Origin of the sequence: Thermotoga neapolitana DSM 4359 (genome assembly GCF_000018945.1) — a bacterium.
GTDB classification, from domain to species: domain Bacteria; phylum Thermotogota; class Thermotogae; order Thermotogales; family Thermotogaceae; genus Thermotoga; species Thermotoga neapolitana.
Map to the genome: position 1 here is coordinate 981,231 of NC_011978.1, position 25,736 is coordinate 1,006,966.

Sequence of the window (25,736 nt, forward strand, 5' to 3'; positions counted from 1 at the left end):
GAACATGGCAAAGGAAAAGTTTGTAAGAACAAAACCCCATGTTAATGTTGGAACCATCGGGCATATCGACCACGGAAAATCCACGCTGACAGCCGCTATAACAAAGTACCTTTCTCTCAAGGGTCTTGCGCAATACGTTCCCTACGATCAGATCGACAAGGCTCCTGAGGAAAAGGCAAGAGGTATCACTATCAACATCACGCACGTTGAATACGAAACCGAGAAAAGGCACTACGCACACATTGACTGTCCCGGACACGCTGACTACATCAAGAACATGATCACCGGTGCTGCCCAGATGGATGGAGCCATACTCGTTGTTGCAGCAACGGATGGACCTATGCCACAGACAAGAGAACACGTGCTTCTTGCAAGACAGGTTGAGGTTCCTTACATGATTGTTTTCATCAACAAAACAGATATGGTCGACGATCCCGAACTCATCGAACTCGTCGAGATGGAAGTGAGAGATCTTCTGAGTCAGTACGAATACCCCGGTGACGAAGTGCCTGTTATAAAAGGATCCGCTTTGAAAGCTCTCGAAGCCCCAGACGATCCAAACCACGAGGCTTACAAACCCATTCAGGAACTGCTCGACGCCATGGACAACTACATTCCAGATCCTCAGAGAGACGTTGACAAACCGTTCCTCATGCCCATCGAAGACGTTTTCTCCATCACGGGAAGAGGAACGGTTGTTACAGGAAGAATCGAAAGAGGAAGAATCAGACCCGGTGACGAAGTCGAGATCATAGGACTCAGTTATGAGATCAGAAAGACAGTCGTTACAAGCGTTGAAATGTTCAGAAAAGAACTCGACGAAGGTATCGCTGGTGACAACGTGGGATGTCTGCTCAGGGGAATCGACAAGGACGAAGTCGAAAGAGGTCAGGTTCTTGCAGCTCCTGGTAGCATTAAACCCCACAAGAGGTTCAAAGCAGAGGTCTACGTTCTGAAGAAAGAGGAAGGTGGAAGGCACACACCGTTTACAAAAGGTTACAAACCTCAGTTCTACATAAGAACAGCTGACGTTACTGGTGAAATAGTGGGACTTCCGGAAGGAGTCGAAATGGTTATGCCTGGAGACCACGTTGAGATGGAAATAGAGCTCATCTACCCCGTTGCTATTGAGAAAGGGCAGAGATTCGCTATAAGAGAAGGCGGAAGAACAGTTGGAGCTGGCGTTGTCACAGAAGTTATCGAGTGAGGGGGAGTTATTCTCCCCCTCCTTCTTGAGAGAAGAGGGAGGGTGCTTAGAATATGCCTGGACAGAGGATAAGGATAAAACTCAAAGCTTATGACCACGAACTGCTAGATGAGTCGGCAAAAAAGATCGTCGAAGTTGCAAAATCAACAAACTCCAAGGTGTCCGGTCCAATTCCTCTCCCAACGGAGCGGACGCTTTACTGTGTGTTGAGATCTCCTATGAAGCACAAAGACTCCAGAGAACACTTTGAGAAGAGAGTGCACAAGAGACTCATAGACATTATAGACCCGTCTCCAAAAACCATTGATGCCCTGATGAGGATAAACCTCCCAGCAGGTGTCGACGTTGAGATCAAACTGTAATCCCTGGAGGTGTCTTTGATGAAGATGATAATAGGAAGAAAAATCGGTATGACAAGGGTTTTTATCGGTAATGAAGCGGTCCCGGTTACCGTCATAAAAGCCGGGCCCTGTGTTGTCGTGCAGAAGAAAACAGTTGAAACGGATGGTTACAACGCCGTACAACTTGGATTTGAGAAAGCAAAAAAAGTGAACAAGCCCCTTGCTGGTCACTTCAAAAAATTCGGTGTTGAACCGATGAGAGTGCTCAGAGAATTTAGGGTGGACAACCCCGACGAGTACGAACCTGGTCAGGTTATAAAGGTCGATATATTCGAAAAAGGCGAATACGTGGATGTCACCGGCTGGTCCAAGGGAAGAGGATTCGCGGGAGCAATGAAAAGATGGGGGTTTAGTGGAGGTCCAAAAAGCCATGGTTCCAAATTCCATAGAGAACTCGGTTCTGTAGGTCAGCACACCGAACCTGCGAAGATATGGAAAGGCAAGAAGATGCCGGGAAGATATGGAAACGAAAGGGTAACTGTTAGAAACCTGCAGGTTGTAGATGTCGATCCAGAAAACGATCTGATAGCGGTCAAAGGTGGTGTCCCTGGAGCGAGGGGCGGGCTCGTTTTGATAAGGAGCGCCAAGGCCCCGAAAAAGTAACAGTGGAGGAGGAATAGAAAATGGCTCAGGTGGATCTTCTCAATGTGAAGGGAGAGAAAGTTGGAACTCTTGAAATCAGTGATTTCGTCTTCAACATCGATCCTAACTACGACGTGATGTGGCGATACGTGGACATGCAGCTCTCCAACAGGAGAGCAGGTACCGCTTCCACAAAGACAAGAGGAGAGGTTTCCGGAGGCGGTCGAAAACCATGGCCGCAGAAACACACGGGAAGAGCCAGACACGGATCCATAAGATCTCCTATCTGGAGACACGGAGGAGTTGCCCACGGTCCAAAGCCCAGAGACTGGAGTAAGAAACTCAATAAGAAGATGAAGAGACTCGCTCTCCGTTCTGCGCTGTCTGTCAAGTACAGAGAGAACAAACTTCTGGTGCTCGAAGATCTAAAACTTGAAAGGCCAAAAACAAAATCTTTAAAAGAAATCCTTCAGAACCTTGACCTTGCTGACAAGAAGGCGTTGATCGTTCTACCCTGGAAAGAAGAGGGTTATGTCAATGTGAAACTCTCTGGAAAGAATCTTCCAAACGTAAAAGTGATAATAGCGGACAATCCCAACAACAGTAAAAACGGTGAAAAAGCCGTAAGGATAGATGGTCTCAACGTTTTTGACATGCTCAAGTATGACTATCTGATTCTCACCAGGGATATGGTTGCTAAGATAGAGGAGGTGCTCGGAAATGAAGCAAGAAAAGCTCTCACTGCATGATGTGCTGGTCAGACCCATAATCACAGAAAAGGCTCTCAGACTTCGCGAGCAGAGGAAATATGTCTTTGAGGTGAACCCTCTTGCGAACAAGAACCAGATAAAAGAGGCCGTGGAGAAGATATTCAACGTCAAGGTGGATAAGGTCAACGTCATCAACATGAAGCCCAAACCGAAGAGAAGGGGAATATTCGAAGGAAGGACCCGCAGCTGGAAGAAGGCAGTGGTGACTCTCAAAGAAGGCTATACCATTAAAGAACTGGAAGGCGAACACTGAGAGGGGTGAAGTTATGGGACTCAAAAGATTCAAACCAGTTACCCCGGGCAGGCGTTTCATGGTAATCTCCGATTTTTCTGACATCACGAAAACAGAACCGGAAAAATCTTTGCTTGCGCCTCTCAAAAAGACCGGTGGAAGGAACCACCACGGAAGAATTACGGTAAGACACAGAGGTGGCGGACACAAGAGAAGGTACAGGATCATAGATTTCAAAAGGTACGACAAAGCAGGCATTCCAGCAAAAGTTCTGGCCATCGAATACGATCCAAACAGATCCGCAAGAATTGCCCTTCTCCTCTACGCAGATGGAGAAAAGAGGTACATTCTCGCTCCAAAAGGAATAAAAGTTGGAGATACACTCATGAGTGGTTCTGATGCAGAGATAAAGCCCGGGAACGCTTTGCCACTGGAAAAGATCCCTGTTGGAACACTCGTGCACAATGTTGAGTTCACTCCTGGAAAAGGAGGACAGATCGCAAGAGCAGCCGGGACTTACTGTCAGATCATGGCAAAAGAAGGAGATTACGCTCTTCTTAGAATGCCATCTGGCGAGCTGAGAAAGGTACATATCAAATGTTACGCAACGGTGGGTGTTGTTGGTAACGAAGATCACAAGAACGAAGTCCACGGAAAAGCAGGAAGGGTAAGGTGGCTTGGCAGAAGGCCTCATGTCAGAGGTGTTGCCATGAACCCGGTGGATCATCCACACGGTGGTGGTGAAGGAAGAGGTAAAGGACACCATCCAACCAGTCCATGGGGTCTGCCCACCAAGGGTTACAAGACAAGACGCGGAAAGAGACCTTCTGACAAATTCATTGTCAGAAGAAGAAACGAGGTATAAGGGGGTGAACTGAATGGGTCGTTCCAAGAAAAAGGGCCCCTATGTAGATAGAAAACTTCTGGAAAAGATAAGAAAACTCAACGAAACTGGAGAAAAGAAGGTCATAAAGACCTGGAGCAGAGCTTCAATGATCATTCCAGAAATGGTCGGACATACGATAGCCGTTTACAACGGTATGAAGCACATACCTGTTTACATTACGGAAAACATGATAGGACACAGACTGGGAGAGTTCGCTCCAACCAGAAGGTTTGGGGGTCATGCCGATAAAAAAGCCAAAAAAGGCGAGTTGAAGAAGTGAGGAGGGAAACGATGAAACTCCAGATACCAAGGAACGGACTGAAGCGTTCTCTTTTCCATAAAAAAAGAAAGGAACTTCTGGATTCTCTTCCAAAGATAGAGGCCAGAGCTGTTGCAAAATACATCCGCATTTCTCCAAGAAAGGCGAGGGCTGTTGCGAACACGATAAGAGGAAAGTCCGTTGAAGAGGCGTTCAGAATACTCGCCTTCTCACCGAAGAAGGCTGCCAGGATCATCGAAAAAGTCCTGAGATCGGCTGTTGCGAACGCCGAAAACAACTTCGGACTCGATGCTGCCAATCTTTATGTTGCCGAGTGTTATGTGAACGATGGGCCAAGACTGAAGAGAATCTGGCCCAGGGGACGAGGAAGGGCGGACATAATCAAAAAGAGAATGTCCCATATCACCGTCGTTGTAAGAGACCGCACCAGAGAAGAAGAGTACAGAAAGGCTTTGGAAGAACTGGAAAAAAGGATATCATCAGAAGAGTGAGGTGATAAAGTGGGTCAGAAGGTGCATCCTCGAGGATTCAGGCTCGGGCTGAGCGCCGATTGGCAGGCAAAATGGTTCAACGAAAAAAATTACAAAGAATGGCTTCTTGAGGATGAAGAGATCAGAAAGATAATAAAGAACAAGTACTACCACGCCGGAATCAGTGAAATATACATAGAAAGACCCGACGCTGAAAGGGTCAACATCACGGTGAAAACCGCAAGACCTGGTATCATCATAGGAAGGAAGGGAGCAGAGATTACAAGCCTGAGAGAAGAACTGGAGAAGAGGTTCAACAGAAGGATGGTCATCAACATCGAAGAAATAAAAACGCCCGAGCTCGATGCACAGCTTGTCGCCGAATCCATTGCTTCCCGTATAGAAAAGAGGGCATCGTACAAAGTGGCCATGAAGAGGGCTATCATGAACGCAATGAGGAAGGGTGCCCAGGGAATAAAGGTGATGGTTGCCGGAAGACTTGGTGGGGCGGAAATAGCAAGGAGAGAGTGGTACCTCAGAGGAAGACTGCCCCTTCAGAAGATAAAGGCAATAATAGACTACGGAACGGCTGTTGCCTGGACGAAATACGGAACCATTGGTGTCAAGGTGTGGATTTACAAAGGAGACGCTGATATTTAAAGGAGGTAATCACCATGTTGATGCCAAGAAGGGTCAAATACAGAAAACAACAGAGAGGAAGAATGAAAGGAAAGGCAAAGGGAGGAACGCTCGTTCAGTTTGGTGAGTGGGGCCTCAAGGCGCTTGAGCCGGCCTGGATAACGGCCCAGCAAATAGAAGCCTGCAGAATAGCGATGATGAGGGTTATGAAAAGAGCCGGAAAGATCTGGATAAGAATATTCCCCGACAAACCTTACACGAAGAAACCCGCTGAATCCAGGATGGGTAAAGGAAAGGGTAACGTGGAAGGTTGGGTCGCCGTTGTGAAACCTGGAAAGATTCTCTTTGAAATAGCCGGGGTCGACGAAGAAACAGCCCATGAAGCCCTCAGATACGCTGCCAGCAAGTTGCCGATAGCCACGAAAGTAGTACCCCGTCACCACATTGGGGGTGAGGCAGTATGAAGGCTTCTGAACTCAGAAATTACACAGACGAAGAACTCAGAAATCTTCTCGAAGAGAAGAAGAGACAGTTGATGGAGTTGAGGTTCCAGCTGGCCATGGGGCAGTTAAAAAATACATCTCTCATAAAACTGACAAAAAGGGATATCGCACGGATAAAGACCATACTGAGAGAAAGGGAGCTAGGTATAAGGAGGTGAAATCATGCCCAGGAAACGAATGATAGGTGTAGTTGTGAGCGATAAAATGGATAAAACAGTCGTTGTGGCAGTAGAAAGACACGTGCAGCATCCCCTCTATAAAAAATACATCAAGAGAACCAAAAAGTACCACGCTCACGATGAGAAGAACGAATGCAGAGTAGGGGACGTTGTTGAAATAGAAGAAACCAGACCTCTCAGCAAGACCAAAAGATGGAGAGTTGTGAAGATCATAAAGAGGTTTGAACCTGAGAGAATCCTGAAGGAAGAAGAGGAAGTTCAGGACGAACTTGAAGAAATCGAAGGGGAAGTGGTTGAGGAAAAAGGAGGGGCTGAGTCATGATCCAGCAGGAAACCTATCTCAACGTGGCTGACAACTCCGGGGCCAAAAAACTCAGAGTGATAAGAGTTCTTGGTGGTTTTCACAAGAAGTACGGAACGGTTGGGGACATCGTTGTATGTTCTGTCAGGGACGCTATTCCCAACTCCGATGTGAAGAAGGGAGACGTAGTAAGGGCTGTCATCGTGAGAACAAAGAAAGAGATCAGAAGAAGCGATGGTACCTACATCAGATTCGATGACAACGCTGCTGTTCTGATCGACAAGTTCAATGCCCCAAGGGGAACGAGAATATTCGGACCCGTTGCGAGAGAACTTCGTGAAAAAGGTTTCATGAAAATCGTATCTCTTGCACCAGAAGTTTGGTGAGGTGATATGAGGATGAGGATAAAAAAGGGAGATCTGGTTGAGGTAATCTCCGGGAAAGATAAAGGTAAGAGAGGAAAGGTGCTCAGGGTTTTGCCGAAGGAGGACAAGGTGATAGTCGAGGGTGTGAACATGGTAAAGAGGCACCAGAGACCCATTCCACAGCTTCGAGAAGGTGGAATCATAGAGAGAGAAGCACCAATTTATGCCTGCAAAGTTATGGTTGTCTGTCCCGCCTGTGACAAGAGAACAAGGGTGGGATACAGGTTTACCGAAGATGGAAAAAAGGTGAGATACTGTAAGAAGTGTGGTGAGATCATTGACAAAGACTGAGGGAGGAATCGGTATGAGATTCGAATACGTTCCTCTGAAAGAAAAGTATGAAAAGGAAATTGTTCCGGCTTTGATGAAGGAGTTCAACTACAAGAACATTCATCAGGTGCCCAAACTGGTCAAGATCGTTGTTAACATGGGAATCGGTGAAGGATCCAGAAACTACGATATCATAGAAAGACATGCAAACGAACTTGCAAAGATCACCGGGCAAAAGCCCGTTGTTACCAGGGCAAGAAAAAGCATATCCAACTTCAAGATAAGAAAGGGAATGCCCATAGGTCTCAAGGTTACTCTCAGAAAAGCCATGATGTACAACTTTCTCTACAAACTCATAAACATCGTTCTTCCAAAGGTGAGAGACTTCAGGGGACTGGATCCGAACTCTTTCGATGGAAGAGGAAACTACTCCTTTGGCCTCTCTGAACAGCTGGTGTTTCCAGAACTAAGCCCCGATGAAGTGAGAAGGATTCAGGGAATGGACATAACCATAGTCACAACTGCCAAGACGGACCAGGAAGCCAGAAGACTGCTTGAACTCTTTGGAATGCCTTTCAAGAAAGGATAATGGAGGTGAGATGAATGGCCAAGAAAGCGATGATAGAAAGATGGAAGAAACCCAAAAAATACAAGGTTCGTGAATACACCAGATGCCACATCTGTGGACGTCCAAGGGCAGTTTATCGAGAATTCGGCCTGTGCAGGGTTTGCTTTAGAAAACTTGCTCTGGAAGGAAAGCTCCCTGGTGTTCGGAAGGCAAGCTGGTAAGGGAGGGATGATGCTGTGTGGAGTGACCCAATCGCCGATATGCTAACGAGGATCAGAAATGCAAACATGGTTTTCAAAGAATACACCGACATACCCGCTTCTAATCTCAAAAGGAAGATATGTGAAATCTTGAAGAGGGAAGGTTTCATAGCCGATTACAAATACATCGAAGATGGCAAACAGGGTATACTGAGAGTTTATCTCAAATACAAAGGCGGCAGGAAAAACAGAGAAAGGGTTATCCATGGGATTGTCAGGGTTTCTCATGCAGGAAGAAGAGTCTACGTTGACAAAGACCATATACCCAAGGTGAAGAACGGTCTTGGAATAGCCATACTCACAACTTCTAAGGGTGTTCTCACGGACAAAGAAGCACGTCAGCTTGGAGTCGGTGGAGAAGTAATCGCTTACGTCTGGTGAGGAGGTGTCTTGAATGTCTCGACTCGCAAAAAAGCCTATAAACATTCCCCAGGGTGTCACTGTGGAAGTAAACGATGGTACCGTTAAAGTGAGAGGCCCCAAGGGGGAACTGACACAAGACTTTCTTCCTTATGTGAAGATAGAAATTGAAGATGGAAAGGTATGGATAAGGCCAAACGAAGCTCAAGTCAGGAGAAAGTCCGACTGGAGAAAAGTGAAGATGTTCCAGGGGACTTACTGGTCTCTCATCAGGAACATGGTGATCGGTGTAACAGAAGGTTACAAAAAAGAGCTCGAAATAGTGGGAATAGGTTACAGGGCCCAACTCCAGGGAAATACCCTTGTAATGAACCTTGGTTATGCACACCCTGTCGTCTACGAGATTCCGAGCGATGTGAAGGTAGAAGTTCCGGCACCGAACAGAATCGTTGTCTCCGGCATAGACAAACAGAGGGTAGGACAGGTGGCGGCCGAGATAAGAGCGTTCAGACCACCGAACGTTTACACCGGCAAGGGTATCAGGTACGTTGGTGAAGTGGTGAGACAGAAGGAAGGTAAGAAAGCATAAAAGGGGGTTGTTGTATGATAAAGAAGGAGTCCAGGAACGAGCGAAGAATCAGAAGACACAGGAGAGTCAGAAAGAAGGTCTTTGGCACTCCCGAAAGACCCAGACTCTGTGTGTTCAGAAGTAACAAGCACATATACGCTCAGATCATAGACGACACGATAGGGCATACCCTTGTTTCCGCCTCAACGCTCGACCCTGAACTCAGGGAAAAACTTCAGAAAACATGGAACATCGAGGCAGCAAAAGAGGTTGGGCTTCTCATAGGAAAAAGAGCCATCGAGAAGGGAATAAAGAAAGTCGTGTTTGATCGGGGAGGATACAAGTATCACGGTAGGGTCAAGGCCCTGGCGGATGGTGCCAGAGAAGCTGGACTCGAATTCTAAAGGAGGGTGATACTGTGGAAACACAGGAAGTCATGAGGGAGATCCAATACGAAGAATTTGAAGAAAAGATAATAGAGATCAGAAGAACTTCCAAGGTTACAAAAGGTGGAAAAAATCTCAGTTTCAGAGTGGTTGCTATTGTTGGAAACAAAAACGGTAAAGTTGGTCTTGGTATAGGCAAGGCCCGAGAGGTTCCAGAAGCCATCAGAAAGGCGATTGCCGATGCAAAAAAGAACGTTATAGAAGTTCCCGTTATCAATGGAACGATTCCCCACGAAGTGATCGGAAGACAGGATGCTTCCAGAGTTCTTCTGAAACCCGCTGCGCCGGGTACGGGTATCATAGCGGGTGGAACAGTTCGAGCGGTCGTTGAACTTGCTGGAATTCAAAACATTCTCACGAAGGCACTCGGTTCTACGAATCCGCTGAACCTGGCGATGGCCACGATAAACGGATTGAAAGAACTTCTCGATCCAAGAAAGGTAGCAAAACTCAGAGACATCACAGTCGAAGAGGTGTACAGAGGTGTAAGGAGGGAGGGCAATGCCTAAGAAGTTGAAAATAAAACTTGTGAAAAGTCCCATTGGCTATCCCTGGGATCAAAAAGACACGGTGAAGAGGCTGGGGCTCAGAAGGATGAATCAGGTGGTTATCAAAGACGATTGCCCGCAGATTAGGGGAATGATAAGAAAAGTAAGGCACCTCGTAGAGGTGGAAGAGGTCGAGGAAGGGGGTAACGAAGCATGAGGCTTGAGGATCTGAGGCCAACTCCTGGTTCGATGAAAAAGAGAAAGAGAGTGGGAAGAGGTCCGGGCTCTGGTCACGGAAAAACCAGTGGAAGAGGACACAAAGGACAGAAAGCAAGGGGAACAGGAAAGGTACATCCCTGGTTTGAAGGAGGGCAGACTCCTCTCCAGAGAAGGCTTCCAAAAAGAGGTTTCAAGAATATAAACAAGAAAGTTTACGCTGTTGTGAACGTCAAAGTGCTCGAGGAAAAGTTTGAGGCAAACGAGGAAGTTACTCCCGCAAAACTCCTTGAAAGGAAAATCGTAAAGGATATGAAGGATGGAATAAAGATACTCGGAGACGGAGAACTCACCAAACCTCTCATAGTCAAGGCACACGCCTTCAGCAAGAGTGCACTGGAGAAGATAGAAAGCGTCGGTGGTAAGGCTGAGGTGATATAAATGTGGCAAGCCCTTAGAAACGCTTTCAAAATACCGGAATTGCGAAGCAGGATAATCTTCACCTTTCTCGCTTTGATCGTCTTCAGGATGGGGATCTATATCCCCGTTCCTGGTTTGAATCTGGAAGCGTGGGGGGAAATCTTCAGGAGGATAGCAGAAACAGCTGGTGTTGCCGGGATTCTCAGTTTCTACGATGTGTTCACCGGAGGTGCTCTCAGTCGGTTTTCTGTTTTCACCATGAGCGTCACACCTTACATCACCGCATCGATCATACTTCAACTCCTTGCATCTGTTATGCCTTCATTGAAAGAAATGCTCAGAGAGGGTGAAGAGGGAAGGAAAAAGTTCGCAGCCTACACAAGGCGCCTCACACTTTTGATAGGAGGTTTCCAGGCGTTCTTCATATCATTTTCCCTTGCCAGATCTAACCCGGATATGGTGGCTCCCGGCGTGAATGCGCTTCAGTTCACCATCCTTTCCACCATGTCCATGCTGGCAGGAACGATGTTTTTGCTCTGGCTCGGTGAGAGGATCACTGAAAGAGGAATAGGTAACGGCATATCCATTCTGATCTTCGCTGGGATAGTAGCAAGGTATCCAAGTTACATCAGAAGGGCATATCTTGGTGGTCTCAACATACTGGAATGGATCTTTCTGATAGCGATTGCTCTCATCACCATCTTTGGTATCATCCTTGTTCAGCAGGCAGAAAGGCGTATCACCATCCAGTATGCAAGAAGGGTCACTGGAAGAAGGGTTTATGGAGGAGCGAGCACTTATCTTCCCATAAAGGTGAACCAGGGTGGAGTGATACCGATAATCTTTGCCAGTGCCATTGTTTCGATACCATCGGCAATTGCTTCCATAACGAACAGCGAAACCCTTAAGAGTCTTTTTAGAGCAGGAGGATTCCTTTATCTGCTCATCTACGGTCTGCTCGTTTTCTTCTTCACCTACTTCTACAGTGTTGTGATATTCGATCCCAGAGAAATATCCAGCAACATTCAAAAATACGGAGGATACGTTCCTGGTCTGAGACCGGGAAGACCAACCGAGCAGTACCTCCACAGGGTTCTGAACAGAGTAACGTTCATTGGAGCCATCTTTCTTGTCGCTATAGCGCTTCTTCCGTATCTGGTTCAAGGAGCCATAAAAGTGAATGTCTGGATCGGAGGAACGTCTGCTCTGATCGCTGTTGGAGTTGCCCTGGACATAATTCAGCAGATGGAGACACACATGGTGATGAGACACTACGAAGGTTTCCTCAAAAAAGGTAGAATAAGGGGGAGAAGATGATGGCTTATCTGGTGTTTCTCGGACCTCCAGGGGCCGGAAAAGGTACGTACGCAAAGCGAATCCAAGAAAAGACGGGTATTCCCCATATATCCACCGGCGACATCTTCAGAGATATTGTGAAGAAAGAAAACGATGAACTTGGAAAGAAAATAAAGGAGATAATGGAAAAGGGAGAACTGGTTCCTGATGAACTGGTGAACGAGGTTGTGAAAAGAAGACTTTCAGAGAAAGATTGTGAAAAGGGGTTCATTCTGGATGGGTATCCAAGGACCGTAGCCCAGGCGGAGTTTCTCGACTCTTTCCTGGAATCCCAAAACAAGCAACTCACAGCTGCCGTGCTTTTTGATGTTCCAGAGGACGTGGTTGTCCAGAGGCTCACCTCGAGAAGAATCTGCCCAAAGTGCGGTAGAATCTACAACATGATTTCACTTCCACCAAAAGAAGACGAACTGTGCGATGACTGTAAAGTAAAACTCGTTCAGCGAGACGACGACAAAGAGGAAACGGTCAGACACAGATACAAGGTTTACCTCGAAAAAACTCAACCCGTGATAGACTATTACGGGAAAAAGGGTATCCTCAAAAGAGTGGACGGCACGATAGGGATCGACAACGTGGTTGCCGAGGTACTCAAAATAATAGGGTGGAGTGATAAATGATAAGGATAAAGACACCCTCAGAGATCGAGAAAATGAAACGTGCCGGAGAAGCAGTAGCGGTTGCCCTGCGAGAGGCAAAAAGAGTGGTCCTTCCTGGAAAGACAGCGTGGGATGTTGAAAAGGTTGTTCTGGAGGTCTTCAAAAAGTACAGGGTGAAACCGGCTTTCAAAGGATACAACGGATACGAATATGCAACCTGTGTTTCGGTGAACGAAGAGGTCGTCCATGGTTTACCGTTGAAGGAAAAAGTTTTCAAAGAAGGAGACATCGTGTCGATCGATGTAGGAGCAGCGTATCAGGGACTTTACGGAGATGCAGCAATCACCTACATAGTCGGCGAGACTGATGAAAGAGGAAAGGAACTGGTGAGGGTGACAAAAGAAGCCCTCGAAAGAGCCATAAAGATCATAAAACCTGGAATCAGACTGGGAGATGTATCTCACTGTATACAGGAATTCGTCGAATCAGCAGGCTTCAACGTTATAAGGGACTATGTGGGACATGGAATAGGCAGAGAACTCCACGAAGATCCTCAGGTTCCAAATTACGGCACACCGGGAACGGGAATCGCTCTTCGAAAAGGAATGACACTGGCCATAGAACCCATGGTGAGTGAGGGAGACTGGAGGGTTGTAGTGAAAGATGATGGATGGACCGCGGTGACTGTGGATGGTTCAAGATGTGCTCATTTTGAACATACCGTGCTGATCACAGAAGATGGGGCAGAGATATTGACCAGGGAGGGATGAAATGGGAAAAGAAGATGTCATTCGGATGGAAGGTACGATAATAGAGGCTTTACCAAATGCCATGTTTAGAGTAGAATTAGACAATGGTCATAAGGTTTTGGCCCACGTGTCCGGCAGGATGAGAAAGCATTTCATAAGGCTGGTACCGGGTGATCGTGTTGTTGTCGAACTCTCTGTGTACGATCTCACCAGAGGGAGAATCGTTTATAGAAAAAAACCAGAGTAACGAAAGGAGTGGAGTGATATGAAAGTGAGAGCTTCTGTGAAGAAAAGATGTGAGCACTGCAAGATAATCAGAAGGAAAAAGAGAGTTTATGTTGTCTGCAAGGTTAATCCAAAACACAATCAAAAGCAGGGTTGAGAAGGAGGGAAATGAATGGCTCGTATCGTTGGTGTCGAGCTACCCAACAACAAGAAAGTCTGGGTTGCACTGACCTACATTTACGGAATCGGCAGGAGCAGATCCTTTGAGATATTGAAGAATACCGGTGTGGATCCAGACAAAAGAGTTGGTGAACTCACCGATGAAGAAATAAGCAAGATAACCAAGTACATACAGGACCACTTCAAGGTCGAAGGTGAGCTGAGAAGCGAGGTAGAGAGAAACATCAGAAGGCTCATAGAAATAGGATGCTACAGAGGCATAAGACACAAACTCGGTCTTCCGGTTAGAGGTCAAAAGACCCGTTCCAATGCAAGAACCAGAAAGGGCCCAAGGCCCAGCAGGATAAAGACCAAAAAGAAGTCTTCATGAGGGAGGGAAATGAATGGCCAGAAAGAAAGGGACATCGACCAGGAAAAAACAGAAAAAACTCAGTTTCGATTATGGCGTTGTCCACATAAAGTCCACTTTCAACAACACCATCATCACTCTCACAGACAAGGATGGAAACACTCTGACATGGGCCAGTGGAGGCACCGTCGGTTTCGAGGGGACCAGAAAGGGAACACCGTATGCCGCTCAGCTGGCCGCTGATAAGGTGGCAAGAGAAGCCCTCAGAATGGGAATAAAGAGGGTGGATGTTCTGGTCAAGGGACCCGGTCCGGGAAGGGAACCTGCCATCAGAACACTTCAAGGAGCGGGCCTTGAAATCAACCAGATAAAAGACGTTACCCCTATTCCCTTCAACGGTTGCAGACCCAAAAAGAGGAGAAGAGTGTAAGGAGGGAAGAAAATGGCAAGGTACACAGGACCTGTTTGCAGGCTTTGCAGAAGGGAAGGCATGAAACTCTACCTCAAAGGTGAAAGATGCTACACGGACAAGTGTGCTTTCGATAGAAGACCCTACGCTCCTGGACAGCACGGCCAGAGGAGAAGTAAGCTCACTCAGTATGGAATACAGCTCAGAGCCAAGCAAACGGTCAAGAGAATATACGGCATCCTCGAAAGGCAGTTCGAAAGGTACGTTGAAAAAGCTATGAAGAGAGCAGGCGACACGCGAGAAAACCTGATTCAACTTCTCGAGGCAAGGCTCGACAACGTCGTGTACAGGATGGGCTTTGCTATCAACAGAAGACAGGCAAGACAGCTCGTCAACCATGGACACTTCCTCGTAAACGGGAAAAAGGTTGACATTCCAAGCTATCTTCTGAGACCGAACGATGTGGTGGAGGTCAGGGAAAAGAGCAGGGACATAGAAGTGATCAAGAAAGCCATAGAGTTCAACAGGGAAAGAAACACGGTGCCATGGATAGAGGTTGATTTCGACAACTACAAAGGAACCTTCCTGAGGTATCCACGTCTTGAAGAAGTCACAGATCTTCCGGTCGATCTGCAGACTGTTATCGAATTCTACTCGAGGTGATGAAAATGGTAGAGTTTGTAATGCCGAAGAAGTTGAAGGTGGAAGAAGAGCGGGAAGAAAAAGATTATTACTACACCAGGTTCTCGCTTTCTCCACTTGAGAGAGGGTACGCCATTACCATAGGAAACGCATTGAGGAGGGTTCTTCTTTCTTCCATACCCTCCCTTGCAATCGTCGGAGTAAGGTTTATAAAGCCTGAAAAATATCACGAGTACGATTACATCGAAGGAGTAAAGGAGGATATACTCGATATCATATTGAACCTGAAAAAGGTTCAGTTCCGTGTGAACGTGACCGTCAAGGACAGAATCAAAATGGAAGTGGAAAAGAAAGGTCCAGGAGAACTCGTGGCCGGTGACATAAAGACACCCGCCGGTATAGAGGTGGCGAATCCAGACCTCCACATAGCAACTTTGAATTCGAAGGCAGATCTCTTTTTTGAAATCTACGCTGAGGTCGGAAAAGGCTTCGTTCCGGTCTCAGAAAGGGATGAAAGGCCTGAAGTGGGATGGATACCGATCGATGGTGTCTTCAGTCCGGTTATGAAAGTGAATTTCTTAACGGAGAATGTGCGTGTGGGAAAGAGGACGGACTACGACAAACTCATACTCGAAGTGTGGACGAAAAAGTCGATAAGACCCGAAGAAGCGTTACGGAAAGCAGCCGACATTTTGATAAACCACTTCAGGATCGTTATGGAAGGCCTTCCGGAAATGAAGATATCCGAAGAGTACATAATCACGGAAGAGGATGAGGAAGAAGCCTTGACCGCTGTCGAGGGCGAGGATCAGGAAAGCGTCGAAAACCTCGATGTGTACAGCAAGAAAATAGACGAACTTGAGCTGTCTGTCAGATCTCTGAACTGCCTCAAGAGGGCAAAGATAGAAACAATAGGCGATTTGATGAGCAAGACAGAGGATGAACTCTTGAAGATCAAAAACTTCGGTCAGAAGTCTCTTGATGAGGTTAAAAAGAAGTTAAAGGAAAAATTCGGACTCGAGCTCAGGAAGGGGGAATGAAAGATGAGGCACAGAATGAAGAGACACAAACTGGGAAGGTACGGTAGTCACAGAAGAAGTCTTTTGAGGAATCTTTCAAGAGAGATTGTTGAGCACGGGTCCATCGTGACCACCACGGCCAAGGCAAAGGCATTGAAGACGTTCATGGACAAACTTGTCAGCAAAGCCATAGAAGCTGCCACGACTGAAGACAGAGCAAGAAGTGTTCATCTGAGAAGGCAGATCAACGCAGTGCTTGGAGATAGAAGACTCACGAACAAACTGGTGGACGAGATAGCGAAAAACTACGTTGGAAGGAGAGGCGGCTACGTGAGAGTTCTCCGAATAGGTTTCAGAAGGGGAGACGCCGCCGAGATGTCACTCGTTCAGCTGGTGGAGGCATCCAGTCAGGAGGGCTGATGCCTCCTTTTTTCTTTCCCGCCTTTTCCTCCTTCCACCAGTTTCCAGGGGGTGAAAAGTTGTCAGAAGAACAGAAAACCATCAGTATATCGGAACTGGAGTCGATGAACATAAAGCAGCTTTACGAGATAGCAAAATCACTGGGTATTCCTCGGTACACCTCTCTGAGAAAGAGAGATCTCATATTCGCAATTCTGAAAGCCCAGACTGAATCTTCCGGTTACTTCTTCGGTGAGGGTGTTCTGGAGATACATCCAGAGGGTTTTGGTTTTCTCAGACGCATCGAAGACAACCTGCTTCCAAGCAACGATGACATATACATCTCTCCCTCTCAGATCAGAAAGTTCAACCTGAACACGGGAGACATCATCTCGGGTGTCATAAGAAAACCGAAAGAGGGAGAAAAGTATTTTGCCATGATAAAAATCGAAGCCATAAACTACCGTCCAGTTGAAACTGCAAGCGAGAGGGTGAACTTTGACAATCTCACACCAGACTATCCGAGGGAGAGATTCATTCTTGAAACGAATCCGAAGATATTCTCCACAAGACTCATCGATCTTTTCGCACCCATTGGAAAAGGCCAGAGGGGGATGATCGTTGCACCACCCAAAGCGGGAAAGACCACCATCCTGAAGGAGATAGCAAATGGCATAGCAGAGAACCATCCAGATACCATAAGAATAATTCTCCTTATCGATGAAAGACCCGAGGAAGTGACAGACATAAAGGAATCCACGAATGCCATAGTCATAGCAGCTCCTTTTGATATGCCTCCTGACAAGCAGGTGAAGGTTGCAGAGCTCACCCTGGAGATGGCAAAGCGCCTGGTTGAGTTCAACTACGATGTGGTTATTCTACTTGACAGTTTGACAAGGCTTGCAAGGGTTTACAACATAGTCGTTCCCCCGAGCGGAAAGCTTCTGACCGGTGGTGTGGATCCTGCGGCACTCTACAAGCCAAAGAGGTTCTTTGGAGCAGCAAGAAACACAAGAGAAGGTGGAAGTCTCACGATAATCGCCACTGCCCTGGTGGAGACCGGGTCGAAGATGGACGAGGTTATATTCGAAGAGTTCAAGGGAACGGGTAATATGGAACTCGTTCTTTCCAGGCAGCTGGCGAACAAGAGAATATTCCCTGCCATCAATCTTCTCCTCTCTGGAACCAGGCGGGAAGAGCTTCTCCTGGACGAGGAGACATTGAAGAAAGTCTGGCTTCTTCGAAGAATGCTCTCTGCAATGACAGAGGAAGAGGGATTGACATTGATCCTTAACAAACTTGCTGAGACATCCTCAAACGAGGAATTCTTAAAATTGATAGACAAGGAAAAAGCAAGGTATTGATCATGCCAGGAGGTGCTGGAGTTGAAACTGATAGGTGTTGATCTCGGTGGAACAACATTCTCTGTGGGTCTGGTCACCGAAGACGGAAAGATCCTGAAGAAAATCACCCGCGATACGCTTGTTGACAACGGAAAAGACGATGTGATCAGAAGGATTGCAGAGGCAATTCTTGAGGTATCTGACGGTGAGGATGCTCCTTATGTTGGAATAGGTTCTCCCGGATCGATAGACAGAGAAAACGGAGTTGTAAGGTTCTCTCCGAACTTTCCAGACTGGCACAACGTTCCCCTAACCCAGGAGATATCAAAACTCACAAAAAAGAAAGCTTTCCTCGAAAACGACGCAAACGCTTTCGTTCTCGGTGAGAAATGGTTCGGTGCTGGAAAAGGCCATGACCACATAGTTGCCCTGACACTTGGAACGGGAATCGGAGGAGGCGTCATCACTCACGGCCAGCTTCTTACAGGAAAAGACGGAATAGGAGCAGAACTGGGACACGTTGTTGTGGAACCAAACGGTCCCATGTGCAACTGCGGAACACGGGGATGTCTTGAAGCGGTAGCCTCTGCAACGGCGATAAGAAGATTCCTCAGGGAAGGCTACAAGAAATACCGCGATTCTCTGGTTTACAAACTGGCAGGCTCTCCAGAGAAGGCAGACGCCAAGCATCTTTTCGACGCTGCAAGGCAGGGAGATCGTTTTGCCCTCATGATAAGAGACAGGGTGGTGGACGCACTGGCGCGAGCTGTGGCTGGATACATTCATATATTCAACCCGGAAATAGTGATCATAGGTGGGGGTATTTCCAGGGCAGGAAGCGTTTTGTTCGATCCTTTGAAGGAGAAGGTAATAGATTACATCATGCCCTCTTTCGTGGGAACCTATGAAATAGTGGCAAGTCCTTTGGTGGAGGACGCTGGGATCCTCGGTGCAGCCTCGATAATAAAGGAAAGGACGGGGGGCTAAACCATGAAGGTAAAGATTCTCGTTGACAGCACTGCTGACATTCCCTTTTCCTGGATGGAAAAGTACGACATGGACAGCATACCTCTCTACGTGGTATGGGAGGATGGAACGTCCGAGCCAGACGAAAGAACCCCTGAAGAAATAGAGAACTTCTACAGGAGGATAAAAGAAGCAAGCAGTGTTCCAAAGACCTCTCAGCCGAGCGTGGAGGATTTCAAGAAAAAGTACCTTAAATATCAGGAAGAAGGATACGATACTGTACTGGTTTTCACCATATCCTCTAAACTTTCTGGAACGTATAACTCCGCTGTTCTTGCAGCCAGAGAAGTTGATATACCTGTACACGTCGTTGACACTCGGCTTGCATCCGGTGCCATTCCCCTTCCGGCACGGGTGGCAAGGGAAATGCTGGAGAAAGGAGTAACTGTTGAGGAAGTTTTGAAAAGGATCGATGAGAGAATGAAAAGCAGTGATTTCAAAGCGATCTTTTATGTTTCGGATTTCAACTACCTGGTCAAAGGGGGAAGGGTGAGCAAATTCCAGGGATTTGTTGGGAATCTTCTGAAAATAAGAGTGTGTCTTCATATCGAAGACGGAGAACTCATACCTTACAGGAAGGTAAGGGGTGACAGGAAGGCCATTGAGGCTCTCATCGAAAAACTCAGAGAAGATACACCGGAAGGCTCAAAACTTCGGGTGATAGGTGTTCATGCAGACAACGAAGCAGGGGTCATGGAACTTCTGAACACTCTCAGGAAAAAGTATGAGGTTGTGGATGAGATAATCTCACCCATGGGAAAAGTCATCACGACCCATGTGGGACCTGGGACGGTTGGTTTTGGAATCGAGGTTTTAGAACGAAGAAAATGAAAACACCGATGAACACCAGGATGTCTCCCAGACTTATCACAAACCTTCTTCCCCACGGAAGATAAACGGGGATGTAATCTGCCAGTATCGTTTTCCAGGAAAACTCGGTGAACACACTGTGTTTGAAATCCAGGCCGAGATTGAGGAGTCTGAGTGTTGGTTCCCAAACCGGCATCTTTCCACCGTTGACACTCATGGTGAATCCGTTCAAAACAGCACCTGCTGCCATGAGTTTAAAGCCAGGCAGGTTTCTGTTCCATACAAAGAAAAGAAACAGCATGAAAAAGGAAACAGGAACGGTGATCTCTTTCCAGGGGAGAAACTGAAGGAAAAACGGAACGGCAAAAAGATAAAGCCCTCTGTAGTTGTACTTCAGGATGTTTTTGATGTTGCCAGTTATCAGTGAAAGGATCAATGCAATGATGAACACGTCAACCATCATTTTTCTTTTTCCTCCTCTCCTTCCTCGTCGAGTATTTCAAAAAGAAGTTTGACGAGATCTGGGTCGAGTACCGTGCCACTCATCTGTTTCATCATGATCTCTCTTGCCTCTTCTTTCGTGAGCGCTTTTCTGTACGGTCTGTCACTTGTGAGGGCCTCGTACACATCTGCAACTGCTATGATTCTTGAGGGAAGGGGTATCTCTTCTCCTTTCAATCTGTCGGGATATCCTGTGCCATCCCATCTTTCGTGGTGGTGTCTCACCCACTTGCTTTCTCTGTTGTTGAATATGTCCACCTCCCTCAGTATGTCTTCACCCATGACCGGATGGTTCTTCACTATGTCCATTTCCTCCTTTGAAAGGATGGTTGGTTTTTTCAGTACGTGATCTGGTATTCCGATCTTTCCTATATCGTGCAGAAATGCTGCGTTGTAGATTCGCTCTACCATTTTGGGAGAAAATCCGAGTTTTCTTGCCATTTTTCTTGCAAGTTCTGCTACCCGTTCACTGTGTCCACGGGTGTACTTATCCTTTTCTTCCAGGCTTTTTGCAAGAAGTTTCAGGTGTTCCAGTTTTGCCTCGTAGTATTTGTACCTGTAGTAGTTTCCTATCTGAATGGAAAGAACGGCAGCAAGAGAGACGGGAATGGCGATGAAGCCCATATATTGATAAAGAATGTAAACGATGATGACCACAGGAATAAATAATGCCATGCTTAAAACAGGTCCTGATATTACCTTTGAAAGAACTTCACGGAGATCTTGTTTAGAAAGCGTGTAAACACCAAAAAATATAAACAGGTTATTCAAGATGAAATAGACCATTGTACATATCATTACAGCAAGAATATTCCACACAAAATTTTGACCAACTATGGAGTGAAATACAATACTAGAGACATATGAAGATACGGCAACTTGTGAAAAATTGAATATATACCGACTCACTGGATATCGTTCTTTGGGTATTTTGATCAGCTTGTATAGAATACCCGAAGAAGCGTTGATCAAAGAGGCTTCCAGAGGCATAAGAAGAAACACCACTGTGATGTGGACGACCATGCTGGCAGAAGTTTCTATTTTTCCTCCTGTAAACTCCAAAGTCTTTATACTTGCGATCTCGAAAATAGAACTGATCAGAAAAAGAAAAAGAACAAATTCCGTGTTTTGCATTCTGGAAAAAGTGTTCTTGAAAATGAAAATTAGAGCAACATAGATAACAAGAACAAACAAAGAATAAATCAGAAATGACTTTTCTCTTTGATTTATCACACTCTCACTCCTTAAGGGAAGTATAATGAGTTACACACTGGGGCAGGGGAATGCCAGATAAAAGAATACTACATTACCAGAGCCTGTTGGTCCCAACCACTGCCATCAGAGCTCCAAAGAGGCTTCCAAGAACGAGGATTATTTTCACGAGTTTTCTCATGGCTTCCCCCCCTTTCATTGCCCAGTCTCAGTGCTTCGCTTGTTACCGGATCTTCGCTGACCACATTTCTTTCTGCGAAACTCCGCTTTTGAAAGATCCCCTGCCCCCATACTATTTTATCAATTTTCTTTCAGGAGTGTTGATATCAGATTCAAAAGATCATCTATTCCCTCACCCGTCACAGAAGAAGTTGGTATAATCGTGTACTCCCCATACTTTGAAAATGCCTTTTTGTGTTCGTCCAGTTTTTTCTTTCTTTCAGACATCTTGACCTTGTCCATCTTGGTGAGGACGATGGTGAAGGGAACGTTCAGGCTTTTCAACCACTCCACCATCATGAGGTCTGTTTCCTGAGGTGGTATCCTACCATCAACAAGCAAAAACACCATCTGAAGGGACCATCTGTTCGTGAAGTAGTCTTCCACCAGTTTTTTCCATTGTACGCGTTCTTTTTTGGAGACTTTTGCGTATCCATATCCCGGAAGGTCCACAAAATAGTACCTGGAATTCACAAGATAGAAGTTTATCGATCTTGTTTTCCCCGGCGTTTTACTCACATAGGCGATTTTTCTGTTGAACAGAGCGTTGAGAAGCGACGACTTTCCTACGTTTGACCTTCCAACGAAGGCGACCTCACCCTTCAAAGGAGGGGGATAATCACCCGGTGTTTTCGCTACCTTGACCAGTTTCACGTCCTTTATGACCATTTTCTCTCACCCTCTTTCTATGCTAGCATACAAAGAAGGAGGGATGAAGTTGAAAGGATACGTGCACGTTTACACAGGAGACGGCAAAGGAAAAACAACCGCCGCCCTTGGACTTTCGGTGAGAGCAGCCTGTGCTGGTTTGAGAGTGTTCATAGGACAGTTCCTGAAGGGAACATCGGTTTCGGAGTTGAAACTGAAGGAGTTCTTCCGTAACATCGAGATCGTCCAATACGGAACTTCCGAATTTGTCGTGGGAAGACCATCTGAAGAACAGATAAAAAAGGCAAAGGAAGGACTTCAAGATGCCAGAGAGAGACTGATTTCTGGAAGATACGACGTCGTCGTGCTGGATGAACTCTGTGTGGCGATTTATTTTGGCTTCTTTTCGAGAGAGGAAATAGAAGACCTGCTGAGTGTCAGACCCGAAAACGTGGAACTCGTAATAACAGGAAGATACGCACCGGAATGGCTGATAGAGAAGGCTGATCTTGTCACGGAAATGAAAGAAGTAAAACATTACTACAGGGAAGGCATCGGAGCGAGAAGGGGCATAGAGTACTAGGAGGGATACCCATGGTTGTGGAAAACAGGCTGGAAAAGGAAAAACCCGCAGTGGGAATGGAAACCACCGTGTTCGTTCACGGTCTGCCCAGAAAAGAGGCAATTGAACTTTTCAGAAAGGCAAAGAAGATCTCCGAAGAAATGGGATTTCAGCTTGCAGTGGTGGGTGTCTTGAAAGGAAAGATCATCTTGGGAATGAATGAAGATGAACTCACCATCATGATGAACGAAGGTTCAGAAAAAATAGGAACAAGGGAGATTCCGATAGCGCTGGCAAAGGGAATGAACGCCGCAACGACCGTGAGTGCCACCATCTTTCTCTGCAAAAGATTTGGGATAGACGTCGTTGTGACGGGTGGTACGGGTGGTGTTCATCCCGGTGGAGTGGACATTTCCCAGGATCTCACGGAGATGGCATCTTCAAGGATCATTCTTGTGTCCAGTGGTATAAAGTCCATCCTCGATGTGGATGCAACGTTCGAGATGCTTGAAACTCTGGAAATACCAGTAGTGGGATTCATGACAGATGAATTTCCCCTCTTTTTCTCAAGAAAAAGTGGGAAAAAGGTGAAGAGAGTAGAGAATGTAGAAGAGATCCTGAGAATCTACAGGACCATGGAGGAACTGAAACTTGAAAAGACTCTCATGGTGCTGAATCCTGTTCCAGAAGAACACGAAGTTCCACGAGAGGAGATCGAACATCTTCTGGAAAACATCGAACTGAAAGTGGAAGGGAAAGACGTAACACCCTACCTTCTCAGAAAGCTTGTTGAGATAACGGGTGGTAGAACTCTGAAGGCAAACCTTTCTCTTCTTGAGGAAAACGTGAAACTTGCCGGAAAGATAGCACTGGCACTTGGAAGGTAACAGATATGGTATACTAAAAATCGATGGTACTCCAGACACCGTGAAGAGGGAGGTCAGGCAAGATGAAGAGAACGTACCAGCCTTCAAGAAGAAAGAGAAAAAGAACACACGGCTTTCTTGCAAGAAAGAGAACCCCAGGAGGAAGAAGAGTTCTCAGGAACAGGAGGAAGAAGGGTCGCTGGAGACTGACTGTATGAACGAGCGTTTCACCAGAAAGGAACGCCTGAGGCTCAGGAAGGATTTTCTTGAGATATTCAAAGAAGGAAAGAGTCTGCAAAACGAGTATTTTGTGGTTCTGTTCTTGAAAAACGGTCTTGATCACTCGAGATTGGGAATAGTGGTGAAGAGAAAGTTCGGAAAAGCGACCAGAAGAAACAAATTGAAAAGATGGGTAAGAGAAACGTTCAGGAAAAACAAGGACAAAATACCGAAAGGTTTCGATATCGTGGTGATCCCCAGGAAGAGATTGTCCGAAGAGTTTGAAAGTATCAACTTCCGGGTGGTTCAGAAAAAGTTGCTCAGTCTCTTAGAGAGGATAGAGGAATGAAAAGATTGCTCATAATGATCGTACGGTTTTATCAGAAATACATCTCTCCTCTGAAACCTCCAACCTGCAGGTTCGAGCCAACCTGTTCGAATTACTTCATACAGGCTCTGGAAAAGCATGGCCTTCTGAAAGGTCTTTTCCTGGGCCTCAGGCGTGTTGTTCGCTGCAATCCCCTTTCAAAAGGTGGATACGACCCGGTTCCCGAAGAATTCTCATTCAAACTGAGGAGGCGATGATCTTGAAAAAGATCGTGGCAGTGTTACTTGTCATCTTGCCTTTCATTCTGTTCGGGATCGAACCCATCAAGGTCACACGCTCTGACGAAGAAATCGTTGTTCTGACCAAGTTCAGGGAGTATCACTTCGATCTTGAAAGAGGCATACTGAAGGATTACTATACGCTCGTTGAAGGCAGAAAACACGTTTTCACATACGGAAACGATGGGTTCGATGTGCTCGATGAGGGAACACCTCTTACTGTCATCGAAGATCCGATAGTAACCGGAAAAGGAAAGACTTCGGAAGGATTTTCAGAAGAAGTGAGTATCGTGTACAACTACGGATACGTGAAGAAGATTTTCACCATAAAAAATGATGAAAATTATCTCTTTTTTGTGGGCATAGAAAGTTCCAGGCCCGTGGAAGTAACGCTTCCCAGAGTTTCATTGGATCCCTCCACAGACAGATACATGGAGAACTACTTTGCCTCTTTCAACTCGAAATCGAGGACACTGGTTCTTGTCAAACATGATGAAGGGCTTCGCTTCGAAGGGACTCTGGAGGTGAACGGTCAAAAAAGGCTCACCGTCTTCATGGGACCGAACAAGAGAACCTTGATCAAGAAGGCATTTCCTGAAGATTATGAATCCCTTATGAAAGCCCTTGGAAACATCCCTGGATTCAACAGATGGTACGATACTGTGTTCTATGGACTTGTCTGGTTTTTCTGGTGGCTAAAAGATCTGACAAAGAGTTTTGGATGGGCGATAGTACTGTTCACACTGATAGTCAGGCTGATACTTTACCCGTTGTACCATGCTCAGACAAAGTCGCTCATAAACATGAGAAAACTCCAGCCGCAGATAGAGGCGATCAAGAAGAAATACAAAGACCCTGCAAAACAGCAGGAAGCTCTCCTGAAACTCTACAAAGAAGCGGGTGTGAACCCTGCCAGCGGATGTTTGATGCTCCTCATACAGCTGCCGATCTTCATTCTTCTGTGGTCTGTTATCAGGTATTACGTGGAGGAGTTTGCCTACAGCGGTGGTTTTCTCATCTGGAAAGATCTTTCAGCTGGTGGTTTTGCCAACAACTGGATTTTCCTTGTGATCACGATAGTGTCAAGTTACTACACCACCCTTCTCACGAGTCAGGATGTGAGAACGGCCTGGCAGGGTCTCATAATGTCCATCATCTTTCCGTTCTTGTTCGTGGGACTTCCAAGCGGTCTGTTCCTTTACTACACAACGAACACGCTGATTCAACTCGCTGTTACCTACTACACTTATAGAAGGTACAAGATCAAGGGAATCACAACCAGGGAACTTCTGGGACTTCCGAAAAAGGCTTGAGGAAGAGGGGGGA

At 46.3% G+C, this 25,736-nt stretch carries 44 protein-coding genes; 41 read left to right on the top strand and 3 right to left on the bottom strand.

Annotated features, from left to right (window positions below; genetic code table 11):
- The first annotated feature begins 4 nt into the window (after positions 1 to 4).
- From tuf to CTN_RS05070, 35 genes are read left to right on the top strand one after another with little or no spacing between them, the layout of a single operon-like run.
- Entirely contained in the window at positions 5 to 1,207 is a 1,203-nt protein-coding gene (gene tuf, locus CTN_RS04900; RefSeq protein ID WP_015919484.1) for an elongation factor Tu, read from the top strand.
- A 53-nt stretch (positions 1,208 to 1,260) separates the two neighbouring features.
- A complete protein-coding gene (rpsJ, locus tag CTN_RS04905) occupies positions 1,261 to 1,569 on the top strand; it encodes a 30S ribosomal protein S10 (protein WP_015919485.1) in 309 nt (102 codons plus the stop codon).
- Between the two features lie 18 nt (positions 1,570 to 1,587).
- Positions 1,588 to 2,211, top strand: a complete 624-nt coding sequence (gene rplC / locus CTN_RS04910; protein ID WP_038067423.1) for a 50S ribosomal protein L3 — start codon at positions 1,588 to 1,590, stop codon at positions 2,209 to 2,211.
- 20 nt (positions 2,212 to 2,231) lie between these two features.
- Complete coding sequence (gene rplD, locus CTN_RS04915; protein ID WP_015919487.1) at positions 2,232 to 2,939, top strand: 50S ribosomal protein L4; 708 nt, start codon at positions 2,232 to 2,234, stop codon at positions 2,937 to 2,939.
- Positions 2,911 to 3,213, top strand: coding sequence for a 50S ribosomal protein L23 (gene rplW, locus CTN_RS04920; RefSeq protein ID WP_015919488.1), 303 nt, complete (start codon positions 2,911 to 2,913; stop codon positions 3,211 to 3,213). Before rplD ends, rplW begins: the two co-directional genes overlap by 29 nt.
- Before the next feature lie 13 nt (positions 3,214 to 3,226).
- The gene (gene rplB, locus CTN_RS04925) at positions 3,227 to 4,057 is read left to right on the top strand and encodes a 50S ribosomal protein L2 (protein WP_015919489.1); all 831 of its coding nucleotides are present in this window, start codon (positions 3,227 to 3,229) and stop codon (positions 4,055 to 4,057) included.
- 13 nt (positions 4,058 to 4,070) lie between these two features.
- Positions 4,071 to 4,358 carry a 30S ribosomal protein S19 gene (gene rpsS / locus CTN_RS04930; protein WP_015919490.1) on the top strand — a complete coding sequence of 96 codons (288 nt, stop codon included), beginning with the start codon at positions 4,071 to 4,073 and terminating at the stop codon, positions 4,356 to 4,358.
- 11 nt (positions 4,359 to 4,369) lie between these two features.
- Positions 4,370 to 4,849 carry a 50S ribosomal protein L22 gene (rplV, locus tag CTN_RS04935; RefSeq protein WP_038067426.1) on the top strand — a complete coding sequence of 160 codons (480 nt, stop codon included), beginning with the start codon at positions 4,370 to 4,372 and terminating at the stop codon, positions 4,847 to 4,849.
- A gap of 9 nt (positions 4,850 to 4,858) precedes the next feature.
- Positions 4,859 to 5,488 carry a 30S ribosomal protein S3 gene (gene rpsC / locus CTN_RS04940; protein ID WP_015919492.1) on the top strand — a complete coding sequence of 210 codons (630 nt, stop codon included), beginning with the start codon at positions 4,859 to 4,861 and terminating at the stop codon, positions 5,486 to 5,488.
- Positions 5,489 to 5,502: 14 nt separating this feature from the next.
- On the top strand, positions 5,503 to 5,931 hold the full coding sequence (gene rplP, locus CTN_RS04945; RefSeq protein WP_015919493.1) for a 50S ribosomal protein L16: 429 nt from the start codon (positions 5,503 to 5,505) through the stop codon (positions 5,929 to 5,931).
- Positions 5,928 to 6,128, top strand: a complete 201-nt coding sequence (rpmC, locus tag CTN_RS04950) for a 50S ribosomal protein L29 (RefSeq protein WP_015919494.1) — start codon at positions 5,928 to 5,930, stop codon at positions 6,126 to 6,128. The genes rplP and rpmC overlap by 4 nt, the downstream gene beginning before the upstream one ends.
- A gap of 4 nt (positions 6,129 to 6,132) precedes the next feature.
- Complete coding sequence (rpsQ, locus tag CTN_RS04955; protein WP_015919495.1) at positions 6,133 to 6,471, top strand: 30S ribosomal protein S17; 339 nt, start codon at positions 6,133 to 6,135, stop codon at positions 6,469 to 6,471.
- On the top strand, positions 6,468 to 6,836 hold the full coding sequence (gene rplN, locus CTN_RS04960; RefSeq protein ID WP_015919496.1) for a 50S ribosomal protein L14: 369 nt from the start codon (positions 6,468 to 6,470) through the stop codon (positions 6,834 to 6,836). The genes rpsQ and rplN overlap by 4 nt, the downstream gene beginning before the upstream one ends.
- Positions 6,837 to 6,842: 6 nt before the next feature.
- Complete coding sequence (gene rplX, locus CTN_RS04965; protein WP_015919497.1) at positions 6,843 to 7,166, top strand: 50S ribosomal protein L24; 324 nt, start codon at positions 6,843 to 6,845, stop codon at positions 7,164 to 7,166.
- A 13-nt stretch (positions 7,167 to 7,179) separates the two neighbouring features.
- Positions 7,180 to 7,734 (top strand): 50S ribosomal protein L5, encoded by a 555-nt coding sequence (gene rplE, locus CTN_RS04970; protein WP_038067434.1) that lies wholly within the window; start codon positions 7,180 to 7,182, stop codon positions 7,732 to 7,734.
- A 14-nt stretch (positions 7,735 to 7,748) separates the two neighbouring features.
- Positions 7,749 to 7,934: a type Z 30S ribosomal protein S14 gene (locus tag CTN_RS04975; RefSeq protein WP_008195018.1), complete on the top strand. Its 186-nt coding sequence runs from the start codon at positions 7,749 to 7,751 to the stop codon at positions 7,932 to 7,934.
- Positions 7,935 to 7,949: 15 nt separating this feature from the next.
- Complete coding sequence (gene rpsH / locus CTN_RS04980) at positions 7,950 to 8,354, top strand: 30S ribosomal protein S8 (protein ID WP_015919499.1); 405 nt, start codon at positions 7,950 to 7,952, stop codon at positions 8,352 to 8,354.
- 13 nt (positions 8,355 to 8,367) lie between these two features.
- A complete protein-coding gene (gene rplF / locus CTN_RS04985) occupies positions 8,368 to 8,922 on the top strand; it encodes a 50S ribosomal protein L6 (RefSeq protein WP_015919500.1) in 555 nt (184 codons plus the stop codon).
- Between the two features lie 14 nt (positions 8,923 to 8,936).
- Complete coding sequence (gene rplR / locus CTN_RS04990; RefSeq protein ID WP_015919501.1) at positions 8,937 to 9,305, top strand: 50S ribosomal protein L18; 369 nt, start codon at positions 8,937 to 8,939, stop codon at positions 9,303 to 9,305.
- Between the two features lie 32 nt (positions 9,306 to 9,337).
- Entirely contained in the window at positions 9,338 to 9,856 is a 519-nt protein-coding gene (rpsE, locus tag CTN_RS04995) for a 30S ribosomal protein S5 (RefSeq protein WP_038067547.1), read from the top strand.
- On the top strand, positions 9,849 to 10,052 hold the full coding sequence (gene rpmD, locus CTN_RS05000) for a 50S ribosomal protein L30 (RefSeq protein WP_015919503.1): 204 nt from the start codon (positions 9,849 to 9,851) through the stop codon (positions 10,050 to 10,052). Before rpsE ends, rpmD begins: the two co-directional genes overlap by 8 nt.
- Positions 10,049 to 10,492 (top strand): 50S ribosomal protein L15, encoded by a 444-nt coding sequence (gene rplO / locus CTN_RS05005; protein WP_015919504.1) that lies wholly within the window; start codon positions 10,049 to 10,051, stop codon positions 10,490 to 10,492. Before rpmD ends, rplO begins: the two co-directional genes overlap by 4 nt.
- The gene (gene secY / locus CTN_RS05010) at positions 10,493 to 11,788 is read left to right on the top strand and encodes a preprotein translocase subunit SecY (protein ID WP_015919505.1); all 1,296 of its coding nucleotides are present in this window, start codon (positions 10,493 to 10,495) and stop codon (positions 11,786 to 11,788) included.
- Positions 11,785 to 12,447 (top strand): adenylate kinase, encoded by a 663-nt coding sequence (locus CTN_RS05015; RefSeq protein ID WP_015919506.1) that lies wholly within the window; start codon positions 11,785 to 11,787, stop codon positions 12,445 to 12,447. The genes secY and CTN_RS05015 overlap by 4 nt, the downstream gene beginning before the upstream one ends.
- Entirely contained in the window at positions 12,444 to 13,196 is a 753-nt protein-coding gene (gene map / locus CTN_RS05020; RefSeq protein ID WP_015919507.1) for a type I methionyl aminopeptidase, read from the top strand. Before CTN_RS05015 ends, map begins: the two co-directional genes overlap by 4 nt.
- Before the next feature lies 1 nt (position 13,197).
- Positions 13,198 to 13,422, top strand: a complete 225-nt coding sequence (infA, locus tag CTN_RS05025) for a translation initiation factor IF-1 (protein ID WP_015919508.1) — start codon at positions 13,198 to 13,200, stop codon at positions 13,420 to 13,422.
- Between the two features lie 18 nt (positions 13,423 to 13,440).
- Positions 13,441 to 13,557 carry a 50S ribosomal protein L36 gene (gene rpmJ, locus CTN_RS05030; RefSeq protein WP_038067439.1) on the top strand — a complete coding sequence of 39 codons (117 nt, stop codon included), beginning with the start codon at positions 13,441 to 13,443 and terminating at the stop codon, positions 13,555 to 13,557.
- Positions 13,558 to 13,572: 15 nt separating this feature from the next.
- Positions 13,573 to 13,950, top strand: a complete 378-nt coding sequence (gene rpsM, locus CTN_RS05035) for a 30S ribosomal protein S13 (RefSeq protein WP_015919510.1) — start codon at positions 13,573 to 13,575, stop codon at positions 13,948 to 13,950.
- A 13-nt stretch (positions 13,951 to 13,963) separates the two neighbouring features.
- A complete protein-coding gene (rpsK, locus tag CTN_RS05040; protein WP_015919511.1) occupies positions 13,964 to 14,359 on the top strand; it encodes a 30S ribosomal protein S11 in 396 nt (131 codons plus the stop codon).
- Between the two features lie 12 nt (positions 14,360 to 14,371).
- Positions 14,372 to 15,001 (top strand): 30S ribosomal protein S4, encoded by a 630-nt coding sequence (gene rpsD, locus CTN_RS05045; protein ID WP_015919512.1) that lies wholly within the window; start codon positions 14,372 to 14,374, stop codon positions 14,999 to 15,001.
- Positions 15,002 to 15,006: 5 nt separating this feature from the next.
- Entirely contained in the window at positions 15,007 to 16,020 is a 1,014-nt protein-coding gene (locus tag CTN_RS05050) for a DNA-directed RNA polymerase subunit alpha (RefSeq protein ID WP_038067442.1), read from the top strand.
- A 3-nt stretch (positions 16,021 to 16,023) separates the two neighbouring features.
- Positions 16,024 to 16,419, top strand: a complete 396-nt coding sequence (gene rplQ, locus CTN_RS05055; RefSeq protein WP_015919514.1) for a 50S ribosomal protein L17 — start codon at positions 16,024 to 16,026, stop codon at positions 16,417 to 16,419.
- Between the two features lie 59 nt (positions 16,420 to 16,478).
- Positions 16,479 to 17,762, top strand: coding sequence for a transcription termination factor Rho (gene rho, locus CTN_RS05060; RefSeq protein WP_038067549.1), 1,284 nt, complete (start codon positions 16,479 to 16,481; stop codon positions 17,760 to 17,762).
- Positions 17,763 to 17,774: 12 nt separating this feature from the next.
- Positions 17,775 to 18,728, top strand: a complete 954-nt coding sequence (locus CTN_RS05065; protein WP_015919516.1) for a glucokinase — start codon at positions 17,775 to 17,777, stop codon at positions 18,726 to 18,728.
- A gap of 3 nt (positions 18,729 to 18,731) precedes the next feature.
- Entirely contained in the window at positions 18,732 to 19,598 is an 867-nt protein-coding gene (locus tag CTN_RS05070; protein WP_015919517.1) for a DegV family protein, read from the top strand.
- Here CTN_RS05070 and CTN_RS05075 read toward each other — a convergent pair.
- The 3 genes from CTN_RS05075 to yihA form a co-directional block, all read right to left on the bottom strand.
- Positions 19,534 to 20,040: a DUF5317 domain-containing protein gene (locus CTN_RS05075; RefSeq protein ID WP_038067446.1), complete on the bottom strand. Its 507-nt coding sequence runs from the start codon at positions 20,038 to 20,040 to the stop codon at positions 19,534 to 19,536. The two genes, CTN_RS05070 and CTN_RS05075, sit on opposite strands and share 65 nt — an antisense overlap.
- Positions 20,037 to 21,311 (bottom strand): HD domain-containing phosphohydrolase, encoded by a 1,275-nt coding sequence (locus CTN_RS10260; RefSeq protein WP_015919518.1) that lies wholly within the window; start codon positions 21,309 to 21,311, stop codon positions 20,037 to 20,039. Before CTN_RS10260 ends, CTN_RS05075 begins: the two co-directional genes overlap by 4 nt.
- 279 nt (positions 21,312 to 21,590) lie before the next feature.
- Positions 21,591 to 22,178, bottom strand: coding sequence for a ribosome biogenesis GTP-binding protein YihA/YsxC (yihA, locus tag CTN_RS05085; protein WP_015919520.1), 588 nt, complete (start codon positions 22,176 to 22,178; stop codon positions 21,591 to 21,593).
- 49 nt (positions 22,179 to 22,227) lie between these two features.
- Here yihA and cobO point away from each other — a divergent pair, with 49 nt between their 5' ends.
- The 6 genes from cobO (at position 22,228) to yidC (ending at position 25,723) form a co-directional block, all read left to right on the top strand.
- Positions 22,228 to 22,740, top strand: a complete 513-nt coding sequence (cobO, locus tag CTN_RS05090; RefSeq protein ID WP_038067449.1) for a cob(I)yrinic acid a,c-diamide adenosyltransferase — start codon at positions 22,228 to 22,230, stop codon at positions 22,738 to 22,740.
- Positions 22,741 to 22,751: 11 nt separating this feature from the next.
- Positions 22,752 to 23,606: a pseudouridine-5'-phosphate glycosidase gene (gene psuG, locus CTN_RS05095; RefSeq protein ID WP_015919521.1), complete on the top strand. Its 855-nt coding sequence runs from the start codon at positions 22,752 to 22,754 to the stop codon at positions 23,604 to 23,606.
- Between the two features lie 62 nt (positions 23,607 to 23,668).
- Complete coding sequence (gene rpmH, locus CTN_RS05100; protein WP_038067454.1) at positions 23,669 to 23,803, top strand: 50S ribosomal protein L34; 135 nt, start codon at positions 23,669 to 23,671, stop codon at positions 23,801 to 23,803.
- Positions 23,800 to 24,153, top strand: a complete 354-nt coding sequence (rnpA, locus tag CTN_RS05105; protein ID WP_038067457.1) for a ribonuclease P protein component — start codon at positions 23,800 to 23,802, stop codon at positions 24,151 to 24,153. The genes rpmH and rnpA overlap by 4 nt, the downstream gene beginning before the upstream one ends.
- Positions 24,150 to 24,389, top strand: a complete 240-nt coding sequence (yidD, locus tag CTN_RS05110) for a membrane protein insertion efficiency factor YidD (protein ID WP_015919523.1) — start codon at positions 24,150 to 24,152, stop codon at positions 24,387 to 24,389. The genes rnpA and yidD overlap by 4 nt, the downstream gene beginning before the upstream one ends.
- Positions 24,386 to 25,723: a membrane protein insertase YidC gene (gene yidC, locus CTN_RS05115; RefSeq protein ID WP_015919524.1), complete on the top strand. Its 1,338-nt coding sequence runs from the start codon at positions 24,386 to 24,388 to the stop codon at positions 25,721 to 25,723. Before yidD ends, yidC begins: the two co-directional genes overlap by 4 nt.
- Positions 25,724 to 25,736 lie beyond the last annotated feature (13 nt).